Annotated in this window: 14 protein-coding genes and 1 pseudogene; all 15 read right to left on the bottom strand. The window is 38.7% G+C overall.

What is annotated here, in order from left to right; all coding sequences use genetic code 11:
• Positions 1-136 precede the first annotated feature (136 nt).
• The gene (locus RGF10_RS17940; RefSeq protein ID WP_318504581.1) at positions 137-1,840 is read right to left on the bottom strand and encodes a proline--tRNA ligase; all 1,704 of its coding nucleotides are present in this window, start codon (positions 1,838-1,840) and stop codon (positions 137-139) included.
• Between the two features lie 217 nt (positions 1,841-2,057).
• Positions 2,058-3,317: an RIP metalloprotease RseP gene (rseP, locus tag RGF10_RS17945; RefSeq protein WP_318504596.1), complete on the bottom strand. Its 1,260-nt coding sequence runs from the start codon at positions 3,315-3,317 to the stop codon at positions 2,058-2,060.
• Positions 3,318-3,444: 127 nt separating this feature from the next.
• Positions 3,445-4,587, bottom strand: coding sequence for a 1-deoxy-D-xylulose-5-phosphate reductoisomerase (locus RGF10_RS17950; RefSeq protein WP_318504603.1), 1,143 nt, complete (start codon positions 4,585-4,587; stop codon positions 3,445-3,447).
• A gap of 32 nt (positions 4,588-4,619) precedes the next feature.
• Positions 4,620-5,415, bottom strand: a pseudogene (locus RGF10_RS17955) (phosphatidate cytidylyltransferase).
• A 36-nt stretch (positions 5,416-5,451) separates the two neighbouring features.
• Positions 5,452-6,228, bottom strand: coding sequence for an undecaprenyl pyrophosphate synthase (locus tag RGF10_RS17960; RefSeq protein ID WP_318504610.1), 777 nt, complete (start codon positions 6,226-6,228; stop codon positions 5,452-5,454).
• A 280-nt stretch (positions 6,229-6,508) separates the two neighbouring features.
• On the bottom strand, positions 6,509-7,066 hold the full coding sequence (gene frr / locus RGF10_RS17965) for a ribosome recycling factor (RefSeq protein WP_318504616.1): 558 nt from the start codon (positions 7,064-7,066) through the stop codon (positions 6,509-6,511).
• A 2-nt stretch (positions 7,067-7,068) separates the two neighbouring features.
• Positions 7,069-7,791, bottom strand: a complete 723-nt coding sequence (gene pyrH / locus RGF10_RS17970) for a UMP kinase (protein ID WP_318504630.1) — start codon at positions 7,789-7,791, stop codon at positions 7,069-7,071.
• A gap of 258 nt (positions 7,792-8,049) precedes the next feature.
• The gene (gene tsf, locus RGF10_RS17975; protein ID WP_318504638.1) at positions 8,050-8,931 is read right to left on the bottom strand and encodes a translation elongation factor Ts; all 882 of its coding nucleotides are present in this window, start codon (positions 8,929-8,931) and stop codon (positions 8,050-8,052) included.
• 146 nt (positions 8,932-9,077) lie between these two features.
• Positions 9,078-9,776 carry a 30S ribosomal protein S2 gene (gene rpsB, locus RGF10_RS17980; protein ID WP_318504645.1) on the bottom strand — a complete coding sequence of 233 codons (699 nt, stop codon included), beginning with the start codon at positions 9,774-9,776 and terminating at the stop codon, positions 9,078-9,080.
• A gap of 217 nt (positions 9,777-9,993) precedes the next feature.
• Entirely contained in the window at positions 9,994-10,773 is a 780-nt protein-coding gene (gene codY, locus RGF10_RS17985) for a GTP-sensing pleiotropic transcriptional regulator CodY (protein WP_318504651.1), read from the bottom strand.
• 99 nt (positions 10,774-10,872) lie between these two features.
• Positions 10,873-12,285 carry an ATP-dependent protease ATPase subunit HslU gene (hslU, locus tag RGF10_RS17990; RefSeq protein WP_318504658.1) on the bottom strand — a complete coding sequence of 471 codons (1,413 nt, stop codon included), beginning with the start codon at positions 12,283-12,285 and terminating at the stop codon, positions 10,873-10,875.
• A 20-nt stretch (positions 12,286-12,305) separates the two neighbouring features.
• Positions 12,306-12,848 carry an ATP-dependent protease subunit HslV gene (gene hslV, locus RGF10_RS17995; protein ID WP_318504663.1) on the bottom strand — a complete coding sequence of 181 codons (543 nt, stop codon included), beginning with the start codon at positions 12,846-12,848 and terminating at the stop codon, positions 12,306-12,308.
• A gap of 24 nt (positions 12,849-12,872) precedes the next feature.
• A complete protein-coding gene (xerC, locus tag RGF10_RS18000) occupies positions 12,873-13,778 on the bottom strand; it encodes a tyrosine recombinase XerC (RefSeq protein WP_318504678.1) in 906 nt (301 codons plus the stop codon).
• Between the two features lie 61 nt (positions 13,779-13,839).
• Entirely contained in the window at positions 13,840-15,144 is a 1,305-nt protein-coding gene (gene trmFO / locus RGF10_RS18005; protein WP_318504683.1) for an FADH(2)-oxidizing methylenetetrahydrofolate--tRNA-(uracil(54)-C(5))-methyltransferase TrmFO, read from the bottom strand.
• A gap of 270 nt (positions 15,145-15,414) precedes the next feature.
• Positions 15,415-17,490 (bottom strand): type I DNA topoisomerase, encoded by a 2,076-nt coding sequence (gene topA, locus RGF10_RS18010; protein WP_318504688.1) that lies wholly within the window; start codon positions 17,488-17,490, stop codon positions 15,415-15,417.
• Positions 17,491-17,508 lie beyond the last annotated feature (18 nt).

Here is a 17,508-nt window from a genome sequence, read left to right on the forward strand (position 1 = left end):
GCCTTTTTATTAGAAAGTAATTAAGGAACAAAGGCTATTATATCATAACGGTGCATCGGAAAAATGCAGGATTTTTTTACATAATGCTTAATTAAGAAAGAGGATGACTCAAAGCAAGGAGTCATCCTCTTTATCATTATAAATTAGTTAATAGTTCTGTTAAGCGAGCTACTAATTCATCTGTATGCAATTCAAGAACTTCTCCTGTTTTGCGGATTTTTACCTCGACGATGCCTTCGCTTGCTTTCTTACCAATCGTAACACGGATTGGCAAACCAATTAAATCTGAATCAGCAAACTTTACACCTGGTCGTTCAATACGGTCATCCATTAAAACATCAAAACGGTTTTGTTTTAATGTAGCATAAAGCGAATCTGCTAATGACTTTTGTGTTTCATCTTTCATATTAACCGGAATTAAGTGAAGATCGAATGGCGCAATATTAGCCGGCCATACTAAGCCTTTTTCATCATTATATTGTTCGGCTACCGCTGCCATTGTCCGTGAAACACCGATACCGTAACAACCCATAATCATCGGTTGAGTTTTACCGTTCTCATCTAAATAAGTGGCATTCATTGCTTCACTGTAACGAGTTCCAAGTTTGAAGACATGACCAACTTCAATTCCTTCGGCAAATAGGATTTTTCCGTTACCATCTGGTGAAGGGTCACCCACTTGAATGAAACGAAGATCGGCATACTGGCTTACTGAAAAATCGCGACCTGGGTTCACATTTGTAAAATGGTAGTGCTCTTCATTTGCACCGCAAACGCCATTAACAACTGCCTCCACAGCATGATCCGCAACGATTTCAACGTTTTCTACACCAATTGGGCCCAGGGATCCTACAGGGCAACCAAGAATTTCTGCTGTTTCTTGTGCATCTGCAAGCTCAACACTGCTAGCTTCAAAAAGATTTTTAAGCTTAATATCATTGATTTCGTGATCTCCACGAGCAAGAACAAGAACGTACTTATCGTCAATCTTGAACATTAACGATTTAATGCATTGTTCTGGTTTTACACTGAGATAAGCTGCCACTTCATCAATTGTCCGTTGATTTTCTGTTTTAATTTTTTCAAGGCCAATCGGAGCTTCACTGGATTTTTCGTAGGTTGTTACCACTGGCGCCATTTCAATATTGGCAGCGTAATCTGATGTATCGGAATAGGCAATCGTATCCTCGCCAACTTCAGATAAAACCATGAATTCGTGTGTATCTTTTCCTCCCATTGCACCGGAATCAGCAATTACAGCACGGAAGTTTAAACCACAGCGTGTGAAAACATTCGAATATCCCTTAAAGAGCGCATTATATACTTCATCTAGGCTTTCACTTGAAGAATGGAACGAATAAGCATCCTTCATAATAAACTCACGACCACGCAATAATCCAAACCGAGGTCGTTTTTCGTCACGAAACTTCGTTTGAATTTGGTAAAGTGTTAAAGGTAAACGCTTATAGGATTTGACTTCATCACGGACAAGGCTTGTGATAACTTCTTCATGTGTTGCACCCAATGCAAATTCACGCTCATGACGATCCTTCATTCGCATTAATTCTGGACCATAAGTGTACCAACGTCCAGATTCTTGCCATAATTCCGCTTGTTGAAGCGCAGGCATTAATAATTCTACGGCACCTGCATTATTCATTTCCTCACGGACAATCGTTTCGATTTTTTGTAACACTTTTGTTGCTAATGGAAGATAGCTGTAAATTCCACTAGCATTTTGGCGCATAAATCCTGCGCGTAGCAGTAATTGATGGCTCTTTATTTCGGCATCCGCAGGAACTTCACGGAGAGTTGGAATAAGCGTCATACTCTGTTTCATTAATTAGCACCTCAAACTTTGTTTTATAAAGAAGGCTTTGTTAACTATGTCTGTTGATTTCCACTCCAGGTGCTCCCTTTCCGCGGGGAGTCCGGGAGCCTCCTCGGCGCTTTAGCGCCTGTGGGGTCTCCCGTGACACCTTCTCCCGCAGGAGTCTCGCACCTTCCGTTCCAATCAACAGGTTGCTCAAAAATTAAACACTGTACTTTAACCCAGCCTATAAGAAAAATCGTTGGATATCATTCCAAGTAACTACTAACATTAGTAGCATTAGTAAAGCAAAACCAATAAAGTGGACCATTCCTTCTTTTTGACGATCAATGGGTTTGCCTCTTAACGCCTCTACAGCAAAGAACATTAATCTTCCACCATCAAGTGCAGGAATTGGCAATAGGTTCATAATCCCTAAATTAATACTCAAAATTCCTGCCCATTTCATTAAATAGTAAATTCCTGATTTTGCAACTGTATCTGTGGATTTATATATTCCAACAGGACCTGATAAAGCATCAATTGAAAATTCTCCAGTCACTAGCTTTCCTAGCATGAGGAAAATTTCTTTCGTCCAAAAATAGGTTTCTTTAAATCCATAGCTGATTGCTTTAAGTGGTGATTTTTCAACTGGACTATAAACACCGATTAGACCAATCTTTTCACCATCCACTTCAGTGGATTCAGGGGTAACAGAAATATCCTGTGTTTTCCCATTACGTTCAATAGAAAATTCTAATTCTTTGTTAGGATTTTTTCGAATCATCTCGACTACGTCTGTCCAACTAGTAATCTCTGTCCCATCAATGCTATGGACGATGTCGCCTTCCTTCAATCCAGCCTTTATCGCTGTTCCATCATCCGTGATTTTTCCAAGGATTGGCTCAGAAGAAGGTACACCTTGTAAAAAGGCAATAATCACAAAAACAATAAAGGCTAACACGAAATTGAAAAATGGACCTGCAAAGATAGCCATTGTTCTTTGCCCTAATGTTTTCGATGCAAATTGACGATCAAACGGAGCGATTTGAGTTTCGATTCCGTCTTCTACTAAAACAGCCTCTCGAGCGATTGAGAAGGTTTGCAAGTGGTCATCTTCTCCATCTACATACCCTACTATTTTTAATTCATGCTCAATATCTGCACTCTCTACTTCAATCACTCTGGCATTTGGAAACTTCTCTTTATTATTTAATATAATTTTGGTGATTTGCCCAACTTGGTCAAGAATAAGACCGATTCTATGCCCTGGTTTGATTTCAACCATTTCCGGGTCTTCCCAGGCCATACGCACAAATCCACCAATTGGCAGGAGACGGATGGTATAAATGGTTTCATTCTTTTTATGAGAAAAGATTTTCGGACCAAAGCCAATTGCAAATTCCCGACAAAGAATTCCGGCTCGTTTCGCAAAGATGAGATGTCCTAATTCATGAAAGAATACGAGGGCGCCGAAAATAACAATAAAGGCTATAACTGTACTCAAACTTTAAAACCACCTTTTTATGAGATAAAAGACTAGTGAAATCTTCTAAACTGGTCTTAGTGTCTAGCTACAGCGCCTAGCCCCTCGAGGTCTTAAGCTTGTCGGGGCTGACCGAGGCGCTTTCGCTTTATAAAAGTGTTTGGACAAATCTCCTCGTGTCTTTATCGATTTCCTGGATGATGTCTAAGCTTGGATTTGCGATGCTTTGATGAGCAGAAAGTGCCTTTTCAATTAAATCCTCGATTTGTAAAAACGAAATCCTTCCATCAATAAATGCAGCAACACTTGCTTCATTTGCAGCATTTAACACAGTTGGCATCGTCCCACCGATTTTTCCTGCATCATAGGCAAACTTCATGCAGCGAAAGCGTTCAACGTCCATTTCTCTAAAATGCAGCTGACCAATTTCCCCTAAATTTAATCGTTTTGCACTTGGAAGAGGAATTCGCTCAGGATATGTTAACGCGTACTGAATCGGTACCTTCATATCTGGAGTTCCCAATTGAGCAATAATGCTGCTATCATGAAATTCCACCATCGAGTGAATAATGCTTTCTTTATGAAGGAGAACATCTATTTTCTCATAAGGCATTGAGAATAACCAATGCGCTTCAATCACTTCTAATCCTTTATTCATCATTGTCGCAGAATCAATCGTAATTTTCGCACCCATTGACCAGTTCGGATGGGCTAAAGCTTCCTTTAACGTAACATGCTCAAGCTCATCCCGAGTACGATCCCGGAAGCTACCACCCGAAGCAGTTAAGATTAAACGTTCAATATTTTTTGATTGTTCACCTTGTAAAGCTTGGTAAATTGCCGAATGCTCACTATCAACAGGAAGTAGGGCTACACCATGCTTCTTTGCTGCTTCCATCACCAAATGTCCTGCTGTTACAAGCGTTTCCTTATTCGCAATCGCGATTGTTTTCTTCGCCTCGATTGCTTGTAGTGTTGGCAAAAGTCCGACACTTCCTAGTACTGCATTTACTACTATATCTGCCTGATCAAAAACTGCAACTTCAGTTAAACCGTCGCTACCATATGTAAAAGCAATCGTCGGATATTCATGTTTTAACATTTCATAGTCCGCTTTTTCCTGGACAGAAACAAGTTTCGGGCTAAACCGTGACAGAATCTTTCTTGTTGCTTCAATATTTCTTCCAACTGAAAAAGCAACAAGTGTAAATTCTTCCGGATGCTCACTGATGACATCAAGGGTTTGAATGCCAATTGAGCCAGTCGCCCCTAACAAACTAATAAATTTCACTAAGTTCCACTCCTAATCAGATGTCCCTTTGTCTAAAGCAAATGAAGAAAGTGCATCAAAGGTAAGACAAACAATAAGCTATCAAATCGATCTAAAATACCGCCATGTCCCAGGTAAAATCGTTCCGGAATCCTTAATGTTGTAATGACGTTTAATCGCAGACTCAACTAAGTCACCAATTTGCCCGAAAATTGAAAGCACTACTGTGATGATTAATAGCTTAATAACGGAAACATTCAAATCGCCAAAAATCGCAAATAGAAGTGCTACGATTAGTGCGCAAACAATTCCACCAAAGAAGCCTTCGACTGTTTTTTTCGGACTGATTTCCGGCCATAATTTCTTTTTCCCAAATGCTCTCCCAATAAAATATGCTCCCGAATCCGTTGCCCAAATGATAAATAATGCATAAAAAATATACGTTAATCCCGAATCGGCTTTTCTTGTTTCCATAAAATAATAAAAGCCGATACCAATATATAATATGGACAGAATAGAAAACGCTACATCATCAAAGGTAAAATGATTTTTTGTTATGACAGTATAAGTCATAAATAATAATACAGCAAATAATCCCAATTCTATTCTGCTATATTCAGCATTTTCCAAAAAGCTTTGAAGCTGATCTGGAAGTAAAAAAATCCACAATAGAATAAGTGATAGAACTCCAGGTACAGATAATAAGCTGAGTTTTCTCATTTTTAAAAGCTCATAGAGAGCAATCGATGCTAATAAATAGGTTAGTACAATAAACAGATTACCACCATAAATGACAATCGGCAAAAATATAGCTGCTGCAATAACCGCTGTTACGATTCGCTGCTTCATTTAGTTTTTCAACACCTTTTCATGTTCAGAGTGTGACTACACTCCTCCAAATCTTCGCTGACGATTCTGGTATGCTTCAACAGCTTCGACAAAATGCTCCTCACCAAAATCTGGCCATAGAACCTCTGTAAACCAAAATTCAGAATATGCAAGCTGCCAAAGCATAAAATTACTTAGTCGGATTTCCCCACTTGTCCGTATTAATAAATCTGGGTCAGACATATTAGATGTCATTAAATAAGAAGAAAAGATTTCTTCGGACAATTCTTCTTTATTTAGTATACCATCTTGGCAATCATTTAAGACCTGCTTAACCGCATCAACAATTTCGGCTCTGCTGCCATAGTTCAACGCAAAGTTTAATACTAGTCCTGTATTTTCCTTTGTTTCATTCATTGCTTTTTCAATTGCTCTAGTTGTATGCCCAGGCAAATTTTCTTTGTACCCCATCATCGTTACTCTAACATTTTCTTCGATAAGCTCTGGTAAGAAAGTACCTAAAAACTCTTCTGGAAGTTTTAATAAATAATCAACTTCTGTTTTTGGACGCTTCCAATTTTCAGTTGAGAACGCATATAGGGTAAGGGTTTTGACCCCCATCTGGCTCGCTAATTTAGTTATTTTCCGAACGACCTTCATTCCTTCATGATGACCTGCTACTCGTGGTAAGGCACGTTTTTTGGCCCATCTGCCATTACCATCCATAATAATGGCTACATGTGAAGGAACTGGCTGTTCTTTAATTTGTACCATTCGCTCTCGGAGACTGGAAGAGTGCTGCTGATTCTTCCACAGCTTTATTTTATTTAACATAAGTTAGCTTCCTCCAAAAAAATTAATCTGAACCTTCATCTTCTCAAAAAACTTTAGCAGTCCGAAAGATATAGAAGGTAATTACCATATTATTCACATGCTCTTATCATACCAAAAACAGAATAAGATATCTCTATAAAAGAGTATGTACATGGACCAAATTTCAGAATTAAGGGTCATAAGAAAGGGTGATTTGTCTGAGCCTTTTATGTCCGAAGTAAATTACTAAAAAAAAACCCCCTATAACAAGAGGGTCTTATGTCTTTAAGTCAATAATTAATTAAACTTCCAAAACTTCTTTTTCTTTTTCTTTAGTGATTTGGTCAATTTTGCTAATATAATCATCTGTTAGTTTTTGAATATCCTCAGAGTAGCCACGAAGTTCATCTTCAGTAATTTCTCCGCCTTTTTCAAGCTTTTTCAGATCATCATTAGCATCACGTCGTATGTTACGAACCGCAACTTTTGCTTCTTCAGAGTCTTTTTTAATGACCTTTACAAGCTCTTTACGACGTTCTTCTGTTAACTGAGGTATCGTTAAGCGAATAATATTTCCATCATTTGAAGGTGTTAACCCAAGGTCCGATTTTAAAATCGCTTTTTCAATGTCCCCTAAGACAGATTTATCATAAGGCTGGATAACCAAAAGACGAGCTTCGGGAACAGAAATTCCGGCAAGCTGATTCACAGGAGTTGGCGCACCGTAATAATCAATTGAAAGTCTATCAAGCAATGATGCATTGGCTCTACCCGCACGAATACTAGCAAGCTCGCGCGTATAAGCTGAAATGGCTTTTGTCATTCTTTCTTTTGCGTTAGCAAGAACTTGTTTTGGCATGATTATTTCCCCCTTACAATCGTTCCGATCGTTTCACCAGTCACGACACGTTTAATATTTCCTTTTTCCATAATAGAGAAGACAATTAATGGAATGTCATTGTCCATACATAATGATGATGCTGTGGAATCCATTACTGCTAATCCTTCTTTCAGCACATCTAGATAAGACAACTCATCGTATTTTTTTGCATTTTTGTCGATGCGAGGGTCTGCAGAATATACCCCATCAACATTATTTTTTGCCATTAAGATTACATCCGCTTCTATTTCAGCAGCACGTAAGGCAGCAGTGGTATCAGTAGAGAAATATGGATTCCCCGTACCAGCTGCAAATATGACAACGCGTTTCTTTTCTAAATGACGGATTGCCCGACGACGAATGTATGGTTCTGCCACTTGTCGCATTTCGATGGAAGTTTGAACACGGGTTTCAATTCCACCTTGCTCAAGGCTATCCTGCAGTGCAAGTGAGTTCATCACTGTTGCTAGCATTCCCATATAATCTGCTGTTGCTCGGTCCATTCCCATCTCGCTGCCAATCTTGCCACGCCAAATGTTTCCACCGCCAACAACAACAGCTACTTCCACACCTAATTCGGCAATCTCTTTTACTTGATCTGCGATTGACTTAATTACAGCAGGATTAATTCCAAAACCTGCATCACCCGCTAATGCTTCACCACTTAATTTTAATACTACGCGTTTATATTTAGGGCTGCTCATAAAAACATAGAACCTCCAATTGTATGCAATTCAATTTTTACCTGTGTTTAAATTTGTTTGTTGATTTCCGCTCCAGGTGCTCCCTTTCCGCAGGGGAGTCTCGCACCTTCCGCTTCAATCAACTTAGCAGACAAAATCAACATCAGGTATTAACAGTTTTACCTCTTAAAAATAGGGAACACACTGTGTCCCCTATAACAATCATTAAAGCGAATGTTTATTTAGCTAGGAGATATGCCTAGTAAATCACGCTTAACATTATTTTTTCACTTGGTTCATAACTTCTTCAGCGAAGTTGTCTTCGCGTTTTTCCATACCTTCGCCTACTTCATAGCGTACGAATTCACGGATTGTAGCACCTTTAGATTCAACAAATTGACGAACCTTTTGGTCTGGGTTTTTAACGAAAGTTTGGTCAAGAACACAAACGTCTTCGAAGTATTTGCCAAGACGACCTTCAACCATTTTCGCAACGATATTTTCTGGCTTGCCTTCGTTAAGAGCTTGTTGAGTTAATACTTGACGCTCACGCTCAACTTCATCTTGTGACACTTGATCACGAGATACGTATTTAGGGTTAAGTGCTGCGATATGCATAGATACATCTTTAGCAGCTGCTTCTTCAGTAGTTCCTTCAAGAACAGTTAACACGCCGATACGTCCGCCAGCATGTAAGTAAGCACCAAATGCATCAGCATCTGTTTTTGTTACAACTGCGAAACGACGTAGGCTTAGCTTTTCACCAATTTTAGCAATTGCTGCATTGATATGGTCAGCTAAAGTTGCACCGTTTTCCATTGTTTGAGCTTCAGCTTCTTCAACTGATGCTGGTTGGTTTTTAAGAAGGTGTTGGCCTAATTCTTTAACTAGAACTTGGAAGCCTTCATTTTTCGCAACGAAGTCAGTTTCAGAGTTTACTTCAAGGATAACAGCTACATTTCCTTCTGATACGATTGAAGTGATTCCTTCTGCAGCAATACGGTCAGATTTATTCGCAGCTTTTGCGATTCCTTTTTCACGTAGGAAATCGATTGCTTTTTCCATATCACCATTAGTTTCTGTAAGGGCCTTTTTGCAATCCATCATGCCGGCACCAGTTTTTTCACGAAGTTCTTTTACCATTTGAGCGGTAATAGCCATAATAAAATTCCTCCTTATAATAACTATGTATTATTTTTTACAATTTTTTGTGTTACTAAACTTACGATAGGACTTATTATCTTTAAAAAAAGGTGATAAAGGGTGCTCCCTCTTATCACCTTTTCTAGTAGTACTAAAACGAAAAATTAAGCTGTAACTTCTTCACCTTGTTTAGCTTCAAGGATAGCATCTGCCATTTTACCAGTTAAAAGTTTAACAGCGCGGATTGCATCATCGTTTGCTGGGATTACATAATCGATTTCATCCGGATCACAGTTTGTATCAACGATACCTACGATTGGAATGTTCAATTTATGTGCTTCAGCTACTGCAATACGCTCTTTACGAGGGTCAATGATGAACAATGCATCAGGAAGGCCCTTCATGTCTTTAATACCACCAAGGAACTTTTCTAAACGTTCTTGTTCTTTTCTTAATTGAACTACTTCTTTTTTAGGAAGAACTTCAAAAGTACCATCTTCTGACATTCTTTCGATATCTTTTAAGCGAGCAATACGCTTTTGGATTGTTTCGAAGTTTGTTAAAGTACCACCTAACCAACGTTGGTTAACGAAGTACATACCAGAACGAGCTGCTTCTTCTTTAACAGAATCTTGAGCTTGTTTCTTAGTACCTACGAAAAGGATTTTACCGCCGTTACCAGCTAGCTCCTTAACGAAGTTGTAAGCTTCTTCAACCTTTTTAACTGTTTTTTGAAGGTCGATGATGTAGATGCCGTTACGCTCTGTGAAGATATATTTCTTCATTTTTGGGTTCCAACGGCGAGTTTGGTGTCCGAAGTGTACACCAGCTTCAAGCAATTGCTTCATAGAAATGACTGACATGTTTTGTTTCCTCCTAAAGGTTTTTGTTTTCCTCCGCTAAGTTCATCTTTAATCGGAAACTGAAATTACAGCACCTGCCGATTAAATCCGTTAGCGTGTGTATTAACACCATGAACTAATATAGCATAAGTGATAGTGACAATCAAGTTAAACTAGTCTATCAATAAAAAAATTATTAAAAAACCAAGTGACTGTCATAGTCACTTGGTTTGATGGATTAGTTAGATTTTAATTTTTCAAGCTCAACAAGAAATTTGTCATTAAGAACTTTTATGTAAGTTCCTTTCATTCCTAGTGAACGAGATTCAATGACACCAGCACTTTCTAGTTTACGAAGTGCATTAACAATAACGGAACGTGTAATACCAACACGATCTGCAATTTTAGAAGCTACTAATAAGCCTTCATTTCCGTTTAATTCTTCAAAAATATGTTCAATTGCTTCTAATTCACTATAAGATAGTGAGCTAATTGCCATTTGAACAACTGCTTTGCTGCGAGCTTCTTCTTCAATCTCTTCAGCTTTCTCACGAAGAATTTCCATTCCAACAACTGTTGCACCATATTCTGCAAGGATTAAATCATCATCATGGAATTGCTCTTCTAAGCGTGAAAGGATTAAAGTTCCTAAGCGCTCTCCACCGCCGATAATCGGAACGATTGTTGTTAAACCAGCATTAAATAATGACTTGTTTTCAACTGGAAAAGCTGTATATTCACTTTCAATATCAATATTTGAAGAAGTTTCTTGAATATTGAAAAGACTTTTTGTATAGTCTTCAGGAAATTGACGATCTTCAAGCATCTTTTTCATACGATCATTCTCGATTGATTGCTTAATAGCAAAACCTAATAATTTACCACGGCGACTAACCACAAATACGTTTGCTTCAATAACATTTCGTAATGTTTCGGCCATTTCCTTGAAGTTTACAGGTTTCCCTGCAGCTCTTTGTAGCATTGCGTTGATTGTTCTTGTTCTAGTTAATAACTCCATTAATTCTTCCTCCTATGTGCTTCGAACAAACATCATATTTTGTTGTATTTTTCTCTATTTAACCTATTAGGTTGTTGCACCTAATTGATTTTTACCTTGTTAAAGGATAAATTGACTTAAATCTTTATCTCTAGAAATGGCGCCGAGTTTTTCTTCAACGTATTGAGGTGTAATCGCGATTTTCTCCAACGTAATATCTGGTGCTTCAAAAGATAAATCTTCTAGAAGCTTTTCAAGGATCGTGTGTAACCGTCTTGCTCCAATATTATCTGTGTCTTGATTCACTTCAAATGCCACTTCTGCAATCTTACGAATAGCATCGTCAGAAAATTCAATTTGTATACCTTCTGTTTCCAATAATGCTTGATATTGTTTAGTTAAGGCATTATCTGGTTCGATTAAAATCTTTACAAAATCATCAACCGTTAATTTTGTCAGCTCTACCCGAATCGGGAAACGCCCTTGTAATTCTGGAATTAAATCTGATGGCTTTGCCATATGAAAGGCACCGGCAGCAATGAATAATATATAATCGGTTTTTACCGAACCATATTTGGTCACAACCGTTGAACCCTCAACTACAGGAAGGATATCACGCTGGACGCCTTCCCTCGAAACATCGGCAGAAGATCCACCATTATTCTTACTAGCAATTTTATCGATTTCATCAATGAAGATGATTCCTGTTTGTTCAGCACGCCGAACAGCTTCAGTTGTCACTTCATCCATGTCAATCAATTTCTGAGCTTCTTCATTAGTTAATACTTTACGTGCCTCACTAACTGTAAGCTTCCGTTTTTTTCGGCGCTTTGGCATTAAATTGCTTAATGCATCCTGCATATTCATTCCCATTTGCTCCATGCCAGAGCCTTGAAGCATGTCAAACATTGATGGCTGTTGTTCTTCTACTTCAACTGATACGACTTCATTCTCAAGACTGCCTGCTGCAAGTTTTTCTTGGACGGATTTCCGCTTTTCGAAATTTGATTCTTCTTCAACAGAATCATGATCGTTTTGATCTGACTGTGAAGAATTGCCTCCACCGAACAACATTTCGAGCGGATTCTTGTAGGTTGATGACTTTTTAGCCGTTGGAACCAGTAAGTCAATTAATCTACGGTTAGCATTTTCCTCAGCACGGTCCTTTACTTTTATCATTTTCTCCTCTTTGACAAGGCGAACAGAGGTTTCAACTAAGTCTCGAACCATTGATTCAACGTCACGGCCCACATACCCTACTTCGGTAAATTTTGTAGCCTCAACCTTAATAAATGGTGCCCCGACTAGTTTAGCCATTCTTCGTGCGATTTCTGTCTTACCGACCCCAGTAGGACCAATCATTAAGATATTTTTCGGAACTATTTCCTCACGAAGCTGCTCAGACAGTAAGTTACGGCGATAGCGATTTCTTAGAGCAACAGCAACCGCTTTCTTTGCGTCCTTTTGTCCGACGATATATTGATCAAGTCTTTCAACGATTTGACGAGGGGTTAAATTCATTGTTTTTCCCATTTAATCTAGTCTCCTTTCGTTTAAAGCTCTTCAACAATAATATTGTCATTAGTATAAACACATATTTCAGATGCAATTTCCAAGGCGGAACGCGCGATTTCTTTTGCCGTTAAATGGTCACCAGTATATTTTTTTAATGCACGACCAGCAGCCAGTGCATAATTGCCACCAGAACCAATCGCCAGTATTCCATCATCTGGCTCAATCACTTCACCTGTACCTGAGATTAGCAGCAAATCATGCTCATTCATGACAATGAGCATAGCCTCTAAACGCCGAAGGACTTTATCGCTTCGCCATTGCTTGGCTAATTCAACTGCTGCCCTTTGAAGATTTCCATTATACTCTTCAAGCTTGATTTCAAACATTTCAAACAACGAAAAGGCATCTGCTACAGAACCTGCAAAACCAGCAATTACTTTTCCATTAAACAGTTTTCTTACTTTTCGCGCTGTGTGTTTCATCACTACTGCATTACCAAATGTAACTTGACCATCACCAGCCATAGCACATTTTCCATGATGGTGAACTGCAAAAATAGTCGTTGCATGTATTTGAGACATGTAACAATCCCCTTTCGCCTGAGCTTATGCTCTAGGATGATGAGACATATACGTATTCCGTAGAAATTCTTTTGTAACATGTGTATATATTTGGGTCGATGATAAAAATGAATGGCCTAACAGTTCTTGAACTGTACGCATATCAGCACCATTGTTTAAAAGATGTGTGGCAAAGGTATGACGTAGCATGTGCGGATGAATTTTTCCATTTAAAGCCGATTTATCCATTAAGTTGTTTAAAATGGTTCGGACACCGCGGGTAGTCAAAGGACCACCTCGAAAATTCACAAATAAAGTATCATGATCTTTTTTATTGCTTGAAAGAATTTGTTGTCTCTCATGATGTATATATTGTTCTAAAGCCTCATGAGCAAAGCTGCCAAATGGCACATACCTTTGCTTTTTTCCTTTTCCATGAACAAGGACAGTAGAAACGAACATATCTAAATCCTTCAATTTTATATGGCAAATTTCACTAACGCGAATACCAGTTGCGTACAAAAGCTCCAATAATGCTTTGTTTCTCTGCCCAAGCGGAGTCGAATCGTCACACGCTTTGAAAAGTTCGTCCAGTTCTGATTCGTAAAAAAAAGAAGGAATTCGCTTTTCCATTTTTGGGGTTGAGACTAAAGAAAAAGGATTATGATCAACCATTTCTTCCCGAAGCAAAAATTTATAAAAGCTTCGTAAACAGGAGATTCTTCTTGCCACTGTTTTACGAGCAAGCTTTTTATCATAAAGCATAGTTAAATACAGGCGAATATCCGCATATTGGACTGCATTTAAGCTTTCAATTGCTTGCTCAGACATGAACATAAAGAATTCTCTAATATCACGCTGATAATGTTCAATTGTATATTCTGAAGAATTTTTCTCGATTTGTAAATATTCAATAAATAACTGTACTGAAACGTTCACATTTCTCGTCAATTTAGCCACCTCACAAGGGCTACTAAATATTATCATAATAAATAGGGCATTACAAGAAACTTTACAAACTTTTCACAAAGTTCTGAATTGTTTCTAAGGCTCTTGTTGCATGCTTTTCATATCTTTCTTTTTTCCCTCTGATCTTCTCTGGCAGTTCTGGAAATAATCCAAAGTTTGCATTCATCGGTTGGAATCTTTTCGGATTGGCTGTTGTAATATAATGAGCCATACTGCCAATCGCCGTTTCCGGTGGAAACTCTACTGTCTCTTGCCCCATAACGTATCTTGCTGCATTCAATCCCGCAATTAATCCACTTGCAGCTGACTCAACATACCCTTCAACCCCTGTCATTTGTCCTGCGAAGAACAAATCACTTCTTGTTTTAAATTGATAGGTTGCATTTAATACCTTTGGTGAGTTCATGAATGTATTACGATGCATCACACCATATCGAACAATTTCGGCTTGCTCTAAACCAGGTATTAATTGAATCACTTCTTTTTGCGGTCCCCATTTTAAATGCGTTTGGAAACCAACAATGTTATAAAGTGTTCCTGCTGCGTCATCCTGTCTTAGCTGGACAACTGCAAAGGGTCTTTTTCCTGTGCGTGGATCCTCTAAGCCGACTGGCTTCATTGGTCCAAACAGCATCGTTTTCTTTCCGCGATTAGCCATAACCTCAATTGGCATGCAGCCCTCGAAGAATATTTCCTTCTCAAATTCTTTTAATGGAACCGTTTCTGCATCAATTAACGCCTCATAAAAACGATTGAATTCCTCCTCCGTCATTGGGCAGTTTAAATAAGCAGCCTCTCCTTTATCATAACGTGATTTTAAATACACCTTATCCATATTTATGCTGTCTTTTTCCAGAATAGGTGCAGCTGCATCGTAGAAATATAAATAATCTTCACCAGTCAATTCTTTAAGCTTTTGTGACAATGCCTCACTTGTTAATGGACCTGTGGCAATAACGGTTGGCCCCTCTGGAATTTCTGTTACTTCCTCATGGATAACCGTAACATTTGGATGATTTTTTACTTGGTCCGTCACTCTTGCAGCAAATTCATGCCGATCCACAGCTAATGCTCCACCCGCTGGAACAGCGCACGCATCTGCTGAACCAATAATAATGGAATCCAAAATCCGCATTTCTTCTTTTAAAACACCAACAGCATTGGTAAGTGTATTAGCACGTAATGAATTACTACAAACTAGCTCGGCAAATTTATCGGTATGATGGGCAGGTGTTTGCTTTACTGGTCTCATCTCAAACAATCGTACCTTTATTCCTCGTTTGGCTAATTGCCATGCCGCTTCACTTCCGGCAAGACCAGCGCCTATCACATTTACTGTTACTTCCATATTTTTAGCCCCCTGTGGATATATGTAGGAAAATCACCGCTTTTTATAATACAACAATTATGAGGAGGAGAAAAATCTTTTATTACTTTACCCACAATCCTTTCCATATTGCATCTATCCATACGGTTCATTTCAAAAAAAGATTCATTCAATTATTTGGTTGTTTAAAATGATTTCTCAGGAGTCTTGTGCCTTCTGCTCCAATCAACATTGTAAGTAACCAATAATTAAAAAATCAATATAAAAGAGTGAGCTCTAAGCTCACCCTTTTTATTTTTGTTGCTCCTCTTTGTAATCACATTGGATACACTGAACTTGGACACCCTTTTTAAGCTTCTTCTCCACTAATAAACTTTCACATTTTGGACAATTTCGAGGGATTGGTTTATCCCAAGATAGAAACTCACAGCTAGGATATTGATCGCAACCATAAAAAATGCGCTTCTTTTTGCTTTTACGCTCAATAATATTGCCATCTTTGCAGTTCGGGCATTTCACACCTATATCTTTTACAATCGGCTTTGTATTTCGACAGTCAGGAAAATTGCTGCATGCCATAAATTTACCATAGCGTCCCATTTTAAACACCATTGGGCTTTGGCATAATTCACAATCCTCACCAGCAGGTTCATCTTTTATTTCTACTTGCTGCATTTCCAATTCGGCTTTTTCAAGATGCTTTTCAAAATCCTGATAGAATGCATCAATCAACTTAACCCAGTTTATTTTACCTTCTTCGATATTGTCAAGATTTTGTTCCATTAGCGCGGTAAAATCAACATTTAATATTTCTGGAAAGAATTCGCTGATCAACTCATTCACGATTTCTCCCAATTCGGTTGGTACAAACCGCTTGTTATCTAAAGCAACATATCCACGTTTTTGAATCGTATCCAGCGTTGGAGAATAAGTCGATGGGCGGCCAATTCCCAGTTCTTCAAGCGTTTTGACTAACCTCGCCTCCGTGTATCTTGGCGGCGGCTGCGTAAAATGCTGTTTCGGGTCAATATCCTTTTTCAGCACCTTGTCTTGTTCTTGTATGTCTGGAAGCATTTTTTCCCGTTCTTCCGTCTGGTCATCTGTCCCTTCAACATACACCTTCATAAATCCAGGGAATTTAACCTTGGAGCCTGTTGCTCTGAAGACAATATCACCATTTTTTAAATCAACACTCATTGTATCCATCACGGCAGGTGCCATCTGACTAGCTACAAAGCGCTCCCAAATTAATTTATATAATCTAAGCTGGTCTCTTGATAAAAATTCTTTTAAACTAGAAGGTTCCTTGAGTGTGCTCGTAGGACGAATCGCTTCGTGTGCATCCTGGGCATTGGTTGACTTCTTTTCTTTACGCTTTTCTACTTGGAGAAATGCATCTCCATACGTTGCCTGAATGTATTCAGCTGCTTCCTTCTGAGCTACTTCAGAAACGCGGGTTGAGTCCGTTCTCATGTATGTAATTAACCCGACTGTCCCTTCTTTACCGAGGTCAATTCCCTCATATAATTGTTGGGCCAACATCATCGTTTTCTTCGTACGGAAGTTCAATTTTCTTGCTGCTTCCTGCTGTAAAGAGGATGTTGTAAACGGTACTGCAGGATTACGTTTGCGCTCCTTTTTCGTTACCGACTCGACCGTAAACTTATTTCCTTTCAGTTTTCCAAGGACGTTTTTCACATCTTCCTCAGACCTTAGCTCGACCTTTTCTTGACCAATACCGTAGAACGTCGCTTCAAAGGCTTCATTTCCTTTTAAAAATTCAGCCGATATTGTCCAATATTCTTCGGGAATAAAATCTTTAATTTCCTTCTCACGATCGATAATCAAGCTAACAGCGACCGATTGAACACGACCTGCACTTAAGCCCTTCTTGACCTTTTTCCATAAAAGCGGGCTAATATTATAGCCAACTAATCGATCCAGGACACGACGCGCTTGTTGAGCATCGACCAAATCCATATTAATAGGTCGTGGATGTTTGAACGATTCGGTAATTGCATCCTTTGTAATCTCATTGAACACAACTCGACAATCACTATTAACATCAACATCTAAGCTGTGGGCTAAATGCCAAGCAATCGCTTCCCCTTCTCTGTCGGGGTCAGCTGCGAGATAAATTTTCTTTGCTTTTTTAGCCGCCGTTTTTAATTCTTTTAAAACAGGACCTTTTCCACGAATTGTTATGTATTTAGGCGCAAAGTTGTCCTCTTTATATACACCCATTTGACTTTTCGGCAAATCACGAACATGTCCCATCGATGCTTTTACTTTATATTTTTTTCCAAGATACCGTTCAATCGTTTTCGCCTTAGCAGGTGACTCAACGATTACAAGATAGTCTGACATTCAGTAGTCCTCCTTAAG

Origin of the sequence: Bacillus sp. T3, assembly GCF_033449965.1 — a bacterium.
Lineage (GTDB): Bacteria > Bacillota > Bacilli > Bacillales > Cytobacillaceae > Bacillus_BU.

What these genes read in the sequence shown, in the direction of transcription:
- RGF10_RS17960 (WP_318504610.1), bottom strand. Translation starts at nt 6,228, where the DNA reads ATGTTAAATAAAATAAAGCTGTGGAAGAATCAGCAGCACTCTTCCAGT.
- frr (WP_318504616.1), bottom strand. Translation starts at nt 7,066, where the DNA reads ATGCCAAAACAAGTTCTTGCTAACGCAAAAGAAAGAATGACAAAAGCC.
- topA (WP_318504688.1), bottom strand. Translation starts at nt 17,490, where the DNA reads ATGTCAGACTATCTTGTAATCGTTGAGTCACCTGCTAAGGCGAAAACG.
- trmFO (WP_318504683.1), bottom strand. Translation starts at nt 15,144, where the DNA reads ATGGAAGTAACAGTAAATGTGATAGGCGCTGGTCTTGCCGGAAGTGAA.
- pyrH (WP_318504630.1), bottom strand. Translation starts at nt 7,791, where the DNA reads ATGAGCAGCCCTAAATATAAACGCGTAGTATTAAAATTAAGTGGTGAA.
- hslU (WP_318504658.1), bottom strand. Translation starts at nt 12,285, where the DNA reads ATGGGAAAAACAATGAATTTAACCCCTCGTCAAATCGTTGAAAGACTT.
- rpsB (WP_318504645.1), bottom strand. Translation starts at nt 9,776, where the DNA reads ATGTCAGTCATTTCTATGAAGCAATTGCTTGAAGCTGGTGTACACTTC.
- codY (WP_318504651.1), bottom strand. Translation starts at nt 10,773, where the DNA reads ATGGAGTTATTAACTAGAACAAGAACAATCAACGCAATGCTACAAAGA.
- RGF10_RS17940 (WP_318504581.1), bottom strand. Translation starts at nt 1,840, where the DNA reads ATGAAACAGAGTATGACGCTTATTCCAACTCTCCGTGAAGTTCCTGCG.
- hslV (WP_318504663.1), bottom strand. Translation starts at nt 12,848, where the DNA reads ATGTCTCAAATACATGCAACGACTATTTTTGCAGTTCACCATCATGGA.
- tsf (WP_318504638.1), bottom strand. Translation starts at nt 8,931, where the DNA reads ATGGCTATTACCGCTCAAATGGTAAAAGAACTTCGTGAAAAAACTGGT.